Annotated in this window: 8 protein-coding genes; 5 read left to right on the top strand and 3 right to left on the bottom strand. The window is 52.9% G+C overall.

The genetic code is table 11. The features are described from left to right. Nucleotides 1-230: 230 nt before the first annotated feature. The 3 genes from B2Z72_RS07630 to B2Z72_RS07620 all read right to left on the bottom strand — a co-directional run bounded on the left by B2Z72_RS07630 (nucleotide 231) and on the right by B2Z72_RS07620 (nucleotide 2,800). Complete coding sequence (locus tag B2Z72_RS07630; RefSeq protein ID WP_296985928.1) at nucleotides 231-611, bottom strand: type II toxin-antitoxin system PemK/MazF family toxin; 381 nt, start codon at nucleotides 609-611, stop codon at nucleotides 231-233. Beyond that, the gene (locus B2Z72_RS07625) at nucleotides 595-876 is read right to left on the bottom strand and encodes a hypothetical protein (RefSeq protein WP_296985930.1); all 282 of its coding nucleotides are present in this window, start codon (nucleotides 874-876) and stop codon (nucleotides 595-597) included. The genes B2Z72_RS07630 and B2Z72_RS07625 overlap by 17 nt, the downstream gene beginning before the upstream one ends. A 616-nt stretch (nucleotides 877-1,492) precedes the next feature. Then, entirely contained in the window at nucleotides 1,493-2,800 is a 1,308-nt protein-coding gene (locus B2Z72_RS07620; protein WP_296985933.1) for an MFS transporter, read from the bottom strand. Nucleotides 2,801-2,896: 96 nt separating this feature from the next. Between B2Z72_RS07620 and B2Z72_RS07615 the strand changes: the two genes are divergently transcribed. From B2Z72_RS07615 to B2Z72_RS07595, 5 genes are all read left to right on the top strand, one after another. Next, entirely contained in the window at nucleotides 2,897-3,280 is a 384-nt protein-coding gene (locus B2Z72_RS07615; protein WP_286716653.1) for a BlaI/MecI/CopY family transcriptional regulator, read from the top strand. Then, complete coding sequence (locus tag B2Z72_RS07610) at nucleotides 3,277-4,233, top strand: M56 family metallopeptidase (RefSeq protein WP_296985938.1); 957 nt, start codon at nucleotides 3,277-3,279, stop codon at nucleotides 4,231-4,233. The genes B2Z72_RS07615 and B2Z72_RS07610 overlap by 4 nt, the downstream gene beginning before the upstream one ends. A 124-nt stretch (nucleotides 4,234-4,357) precedes the next feature. After that, nucleotides 4,358-5,518, top strand: coding sequence for a TolC family protein (locus tag B2Z72_RS07605; RefSeq protein ID WP_296985939.1), 1,161 nt, complete (start codon nucleotides 4,358-4,360; stop codon nucleotides 5,516-5,518). A 9-nt stretch (nucleotides 5,519-5,527) separates the two neighbouring features. Further along, on the top strand, nucleotides 5,528-6,766 hold the full coding sequence (locus B2Z72_RS07600; protein WP_296985941.1) for an efflux RND transporter periplasmic adaptor subunit: 1,239 nt from the start codon (nucleotides 5,528-5,530) through the stop codon (nucleotides 6,764-6,766). A 14-nt stretch (nucleotides 6,767-6,780) separates the two neighbouring features. Then, a partial coding sequence (locus B2Z72_RS07595; RefSeq protein WP_297004490.1) for an efflux RND transporter permease subunit occupies nucleotides 6,781-8,216 on the top strand: 1,436 nt, incomplete at its 3' end.

The following is an 8,216-nucleotide window of genomic DNA, read 5'->3' as shown; positions in this document are numbered from 1 at the left end:
CAGATTGGGTCTGAACTACTACACCTGATGTGAATCGACAGCTGATACAGTGTCAGATTCCAGTTTTGCACCGGGTGCGTCCAACGCTCTTGCTTCTTACGTCCTGTCTCCACCGACGAATCAGGCTGACTCACTCCACTCTGTTCGGGCCATTTGCCTCAGCATATCTGAAAGCTCAATACGATCTTCCTGGGTCAATTCAATCATGTTCTACCTTTGGTTATTTGACGTTATTCGATATCACTGATGACTTGATCAGCGCCGATCAAAGGAATGAGTCGAAGAATTACTTCTTCCATCACCCCTTGTTCGGCTTCGGCTACTTTTTTCACCTTCCGCTCACTCCAATCCAGCGTATTGATAAGATTGGAAGCGACTACGGAGGGAGATTCCAGGTTACCTATCGGAACTTCCGTTGCAGCCCCACGAATGCTCGTGCTGATAGGGCAACAGATCAGGAGCCCGGACCTCTGGTTATACATCTTACTGGAGAGGACAAGGGCAGGTCGATACTTGCCTATCTCTTTACCTTTGATTGGCTCAAAGTCCAGAAACACGATGTCATTGCGATCGGGAATATAACGTCCTGCCACATCAACCCCCAACTTCATGGGTGAGCAGTGACGGCAGCTCATCCGCATGCGCCGTGTGGCGCGTCATCCCGGCAAGTAAGTCAGCTTCGGAATAAGGCAGCTTAAAGCGCTTCACGGGCTTTTTGCGAGAGACCAATAAACCTTCCTCGGTAACCTCAATGGACACCTCATCCCCCTTACCAAGATTAGCCATATCACTCATGGCGCGAGTAATTCTCAGACCGAGACTATTCCCCCATGGCTGCACGACCCCTTCAAATTTGGCCTTTGCTGATGTTCCCATTTTGCCCCCATGCTGGTTACTACATTGTATACACGCCAGTATATACAATGTAGTCACATCGTCAACAGAAACTCGTCCATGTCGGCCTGGCGGTCAAGGGCAACCCGCTCAGCTGAAATAGGCTGATAGGATCTAACGTAAAACGGTATAACTTCGATATTGCAGGGACTCCTGCTGTTCCATATCGCGGTTTACCTCTATCTGCATCATCGATGCGCGACAGATTGATGTAGTCGACATGTCTGAACGTAGCTTCTGGACGGAATGGGAAACCGTTTGATTGTTTCTGACAGTACAGCTTATTCAGAAGTGAATAGAAGAAGTCATTTCAAATTTCGCCACCCAACTGATAGAACTAATAGTTAATAAAACGGAGTTACTGGTGATAAATTTGAAACAGTGTGCTCAGTTATCTAGAAATCTGCTCATTTTTTGCCTCACCGCACAGTAACGCGTGCAGCCCGCGCCTCGGCTCTTTAGCTCCCAAGGTTTGCAGAGAGATCAACTTGTATGTTTAGGGCTCTTATAACTCCATCAAATTCCGCATGTATCATCAGGTATAAATCTGGGTTCCTGAAAATTGTATGCTACTGAGCTTTACGGATATTTATGATAATTACCTCGGCCACTTCGAATGCAGTGAATCTATAACATACAGGTGGCTGTGCTCCTCTCCATAGCCAAATGCCTCCAGATGCTCATGACCAGCTTCAAGATCATCGTGCCTGTGCGATATCGCACTATTTTCATTTTCCGGCCAAAGTTTAGACGCCAATGCCAAGCCGATAACGGAAAGCCCGGCCAGTAATAAAAACGCCGAATTCACATCCAGCACGGTTAATAACCAGCCGGCGAACGGATAGGCCATCATCCAGCCTGCGTGGGAGAGTGAAAAATGTGCAGCAAACAACGCTGGCCTGTCCGCGTTACTGGCTGAACGAACCAGAACTTTACTGGTTGGGGTCTGCACCAGGGAGTAACCCGCTCCCAGCACGAACCAGATCATCAGCAAAGTGACATAGCCTGTGATAAGAGTGCCGGATAGTTGCGCAACAATCATCAAGCCGAGGCCTGCCAGCATCACTCTGCGCTCAGTGATTTTTTCCAGAAGCGTTGGCAGTGTCAGCGCTGTGAGCATGGAGCCAAAGCCGAAAGCAGCCAGAGCGAATGCCGTTTGCTGGCCACTCAGAGCAAAATTCCCCTGCACCAGAACCACGGTGTTAACGAACACCATGGCGCCCCCAAGGGCGGTGGTAAAGCTCAGTAACAACAGCCCTCTCAACCGCGGGGTCAGCAGGTAAATACGACCACCTTTAGTAAGTCTATCTGTCCAGGTATTCGCCGCAGAAGTCTGGGCTTTCGGGAGGGTAACGGAAAGCACCAGCAGTGCAGATGCCACGAATCCCAGCATGGTGCCGAAAAATAATCCATGCCAGGAGGTAATCAGTAGCAATGCCGCCGCCAGCATGGGACTGATCAGGCTTTCCATGTCATAAGCCAGCCGGGATAAAGACAAGGCCTTGGTGTATTCACGCTCATCCGGCAGTACATCAGGAATCGTCGCCTGAAATAGCGGGGTAAATCCGGCGGAACTACTTTGCAGAACAAAAATAACCACATAGATGTGCCAGACCTCGATGAGGAACGGTAGCGAAAGCGCCGTCAGCGCGCGGATAATATCCAGCAGCACCAACACAGGTTTGCGTGAACGCCCCTGAAACAAGGCCGCCAATAGCGGTGACACAAACACATAGGCCAGCATTTTGATGGTCAGTGCCGTTGCCAGCACAGTGCCTGCATTGTCTCCCGCCAGCTCAAACGCCATCAGACTCAGGGCAACCGTCGCCAGACCTGTGCCCAACAATGAAATAACCTGCGCAGCAAACAAATGGCGGTACACGCGGTGACGCAGAATACTCAGCATAGAAACCTCAGCGACTGACGTTGACTGACAAAAAACCGATTGCTGGTCGGTTTTTACTGTGGCAGTGTATGCCTCATCCTGAACGTTGGAAAGACTATGATTCTCGGTGAGTTAGAAAAGCAGGTTCTAAACCATCTTTGGTCAGCGGGTGAAGCTGATGCCAAACAGATCCATGCAGCCTTCAGTGCCGGGCGCAGCAGTTCCCTGAACACCATTCAGAGCACACTGGATCGTTTATACAAAAAGCAGCTGCTCAGCCGAAGTAAACAAGGACATGCCTTTGTCTACCGCACCCGGGTTGATCGGGAAGACCTGATCGCTCAGCTGATCCGTAATATCACCAGCGACCTTGTCAGCCATGACAGCCAGTCGCTGATGGCGGCATTTGTTTCCTTGTCTGCCGATCTGGGCGCCGACGAGCTCGATCGCCTGGAGGCTATGATTCAGAATCACCGTCGCAAGAGCAAACTGCAGCCATGATCAGCGGAAGCTGGGGGTTTATTCTGAACCTGCTGAGCATGGCTGCATTGCTCGGACTGGCCTCAGCTGTCTTTCAGTTATTAACGGCTCCTCTGATTATCCGGGCAAAAAACCGTGTTGACCCGTTGGAGCAAAAATGGCTCATTTTAAGCTGGGCCGTTTTACCCTGGACAATGACTCTGTTGCTGTTTGTTGGGGGCGGAATCGCCTTACCAGACGACCACAACACAGTGCATGGCGCTCTGGGACTTATTCACTGGCACCATGCCGATGAGTTTGTGATCAGCGCCTGGCACAGCTGGTTTCTGAGTGCGGTCGGTTTATGGCTGACGTTGCGTATGGGGCAATTTGCGTATCAGCAATGGCGTGTAAAGCAGCAACTGAAACTTCTGCGTGAGCAGGCAGTGGCGACTTCCGGCTCCACGATCCGCATTTTGCCGACCCGCGACGTTGTCGCCATGGCAGCCGGATATTTCCGCGCTGATATTTACCTGTCGCAAGGTTTGCTCAATCAAACAACGCCAGACCAGCAGGCAATCATCATTGCTCATGAGCAGGCGCATATCCGCCAGTTCGATAACCTGAGTCGCTGGTTACTGATGCTGTTTATTTGCCCACTGCCAGGCTTTGTTCGCACCCCCATTCTGAACTGCTTCACATTAGTGACCGAGCAGCTCGCCGATCGCCGGGTTACCCGCAACGCCGAAGCCGCCGACATCGCAGAAACGCTGGTGAAAATCGCGCGCTTACGCCACCACCTCAACAAGCCAGATCAGGCAGCGTTTGTCGCTGTAGAGCAGCTGCGCGAACGGGTCTGCGAGCTGCTTACCCCATCTCGTCCGTCCGCTCTGAAACTCAGCCTGTTACCACTGGCTATTATGCTTACAGCCACAGCGGTGCTTTCTGCCACCGATGCTTTACACCACTTTTTTGATATTTTCCTCGTCCATTAACGGAGCTGAAATGAAGCTTGTTAACCACGTTATTTCTGCATCCAAAAAACCGACTATCAATCGGTTTTTAATATGCTTGACCCTGTTCATACCCTTCTACGAAAGCGCTTACGCCGAAAATACAGTGAGGCTGTCTGAAGTCGTCGAGCGGGCGTTAAAGGGGCATCCACAGATTGCCATCTGGTCTTATCGGCAGCAGGGCATACAGGCTGAAATAGAAGCGGCTGGAAGCCGGCAACCTGCTCAGCTGGAACTGAGCGTCGAAGATGCATTCGGTACTGACCAGTATGAAGGTACCGATGCCATGCAGACGACCTTGAGTGCCCGCTGGCTGTTAGAAGGTGATCAGATCAGCGCCAGAACAGAACACGCAGCCGCTCAGCAGCGCTTACTGACAGCGAAACAGCGAGTGCAGCTAGCCGATATAACCGCACATACTTCAACACTCTTTATTTCGTTACTCGCCGATCAGGAGCGGCTGCAACTGGCACAGGAAGCGTTAGCCGATGAAAAAGAAATTCTGGCGATCATTCAGCGCCGTGTGAATGCCGGTCGCGCCCCCAATACCGACCTGATACTGGCACGTACCCGTTTGACAGAGCAGGAGTTGGCAGTGGAAGAATTCGGGCACCGGCTGCAGTCGGCGTCACTGCGATTGTCTGCGCAGTGGGGAGCGGCAGAAACCCAGCTTTATGCCGCGGGAAACCTGCTGCCATTTCTGCCGTTGGCAAAAGCCGAAGCTGCCATGAACAAATTGCAGGAAACCCCGTCACTGAACCAGATAAAAGCGGAAGCAGAACTGTTCAGTGCGGAAGGAAAACTCGCGAGTGAAGAAGCGGTAACCCCGTGGTCGGCTGGCGCAGGCGTGCGCCGTTTCGAAAATACAGATGACTATGCCCTGGTCGCCCAGTTCAGCATTCCACTGGGCGCGAATCAGCGCTACGCCGCTCTTCAGCGCTCGGTCAATGTCCGTGAAGAACAGAAGACACTTTCAGCACAGGCGCATTTGCAACAACTGACCATCCAAACCCGCACACTGCTGATGGAACTGGAACACAGCCAGCACGTTATCAATACCCTGACAGAAACCATTCTGCCGACTCTCAATAACGGTCGTCAGCAGGCGCTTAAAGCCTATGAAAACGGGCAGCTGGATTATGTGCAGTGGGATAACACCCGCCAGCAATGGCTGAATGCCCGCAAGCGTTTACTAGACGAAGCGGAAGCACTGCATCAGCAGTGGATTGAATTACAGCGCCTGACCGGCCAGACCATTTATTTCTGAGGCTAAGTTATGACACCCCGTAAAATATTTTCGCACCTGTTACTGGCTTTGCCGTTATTCGCAGGCAGCGCTCTGCCAACACAAATGGTTTATGCCCAGTCGGCGGAAACAGCCGAAGCGGAACCGGAGAAAGGACCTCACCGCGGACGCATGCTGCGCGATGGTGATTTTGCTCTGGAGCTGGCTATTTTCGAAACCGGTGTACCGCCGGAGTTCCGGGTCTGGAGCACATTGTCCGGCCAGCCAATTGCACCACAGGATGTGCAGCTGAGCGTACGTCTTATTCGTCTTGGCGACGTCGTCGATAATATCGGTTTCCGCGCTGAAGGCGATTACCTGCGTGGCGACATGGAAATTTACGAGCCTCATTCTTTTATTGTCGATATTCAGGTTCAGCATGCTGGCCAGCAATACCAGTGGCGTTACGACAACTTTGAGGGACGTACGAATATTGCCGCGCCGGTTGCCGATGCCATGGGAATTACCACCGAAGTCGCGGGGCCTGCCACTCTGCATATTCAGACCCCCGTCTGGGGAAATCTGACGTCAGTGCCGGGTAGTGAACGCAATATCAGCGCGCGTTTTGATGGCGAAATCCGCAAGGTGCACGTACGCGAAGGACAGGTGGTTCAGGCAGGCAGCGAATTGCTTACCATCGACAGCAACGAGAGCCTGAAAAGCTACAGCGTACGCGCACCAGCCTCAGGCATTGTCAGCCGGATTTATGCCGCTGCCGGAGAACAAAGTGCAGGACGTACTCTGCTGACACTGCAAGACAACCGTACATTGCAGGCTGAACTTGCCGTGTACCCGAAAGACTGGAGTCGTGTAAAAGCCGGAGCCCCCGTCACCATCACGGTACCCGGCACAGAATTGCAGGCTCAGGCTGTGCTTAAACATGCTTACCCCTCTGTTCAGTCCGATCAGTCACGTCTGTGGCTGGCCACCCTTGATAACACCGAGGGGTTGCTGACGGCTGGTATGAAAATCAATGGCCGCATTGAAACCGAAACCCGTGACGTAGCTCTGGCCGTCAAACGCTCTGGCTTACAGGCGTTTCGCGACTTCACCGTGGTTTACGCCAAAGTCGGGGACGAATACGAAGTGCGCATGCTGGAACTTGGCCAGGCCGCCGGTGAGTGGGTTGAAGTGCTCGGTGGTCTTGAGCCCGGCACAGAATACGTCAGCGAAAACAGTTACATCATCAAAGCCGACATCGAGAAGTCCGGCGCGTCACACGACCACTGATACGGGAAATCGCCATGTTGGATTTACTGATAAAACTGGCCATTGCCCGGCGGAATCTGGTGATGGTCGTTGTCGCCATCGTTGCTGTTCTGGGTCTGTGGAATTTTAACCGGCTGCCGATTGATGCCGTGCCTGACATTACCAACGTACAGGTGATGATCAATACCGAAGCCGCCGGCTTTACCCCACTGGAAGTGGAACAGCGTATTACTTATCCGCTGGAAACCGCACTGGCCGGATTACCTGGGCTGGAATACACCCGTTCGGTATCGCGCTACGGCCTGTCGCAGGTGATCGCTATTTTCAGCGATGACACCGATATTTATTTCGCCCGCCAGCTGGTCGGCGAACGCATGGCATCTGCCAGCGGTCGTCTGCCTTATGGCTTACAACCAGAAATGGGCCCTATCGCTACTGGTCTGGGTGAAATCTTTATGTTCACCGTTGATGCTGAGCCGGGCGCAGTCAATGCCGATGGGGCTGCCATCACGCCTATGGATTTGCGCAGTGTGCACGACTGGATTATCCGCCCGCAGCTGATGCAGGTGCCGGGCGTGGTGGAAGTGAACCCCATCGGTGGTTACGAGCGTGAAGTCGTGGTGCAGATGCAACCGCAACGTATGCTGTCCGCTGGCATCAGCAGTGCCGATATTGTGGCCGCTATCCGCGCTAATAATGAGAACCGTGGCGCCGGATTTGTTGAGCGAAATGGTGCGCAATGGCTGATGCGGATTCCGGGGCAGGCAATGCAGGCCGACGATATAGCGGCAATTACCATTACCTCTGACAATGGAAAAACGGTGCATATCAGCGACGTGGCCGAGGTGACCATTGGCCACGGCCTGCGCACCGGCGCCGCGACCCAGAATGGCCGGGAAGTGGTGATGAGCACCGTGTTTATGCTGGTTGGTGAAAACAGCCGCACAGTGGCAAGTAATGTCGGTAAAAAACTGGCCGAGATTAATGCGTCTCTGCCTGAAGGCATTGTGGCAACGGCTGCCTACGACCGCACCGGACTGGTAGAGAAAACCCTGAATACCGTCACCACCAATCTGGTGGAAGGTGCTTTGCTGGTGATTGTTATTTTGTTCCTGATGCTGGGCAATATCCGCGCGGCCATCCTTACCGCGCTGGTTATTCCTCTGGCAATGCTGATGACCTTTACCGGTATGGTACAGACCCGTGTCAGCGCCAACCTGATGAGTCTGGGCGCGCTTGATTTTGGTCTGCTGGTCGATGGTGCCATCATCATTGTCGAAAACTGCCTGCGTCGTCTTAGTCAGCAGACAGGCCCGCTTGCATTAAAAGAACGTCTGCAACTGGTGTTTGAAGCTACCCGGGAAGTCATTCGTCCGGCCTTGTTCGGCGTGTTTATTATCACCGCTGTATACGCGCCAATTTTTGCCCTCGAAGGTGTTGAAGGCAAAATGTTCCACCCGATGGCCATCAC

The sequence above is a fragment of the Thalassolituus sp. UBA6592 genome (assembly GCF_002433655.1).
Taxonomy (GTDB): Bacteria; Pseudomonadota; Gammaproteobacteria; order Pseudomonadales; family Oceanobacteraceae; genus Venatoribacter.
The sequence above is the reverse complement of the archived record's forward strand: the minus strand, read 5'-3'. Positions and strand labels throughout refer to the sequence as shown.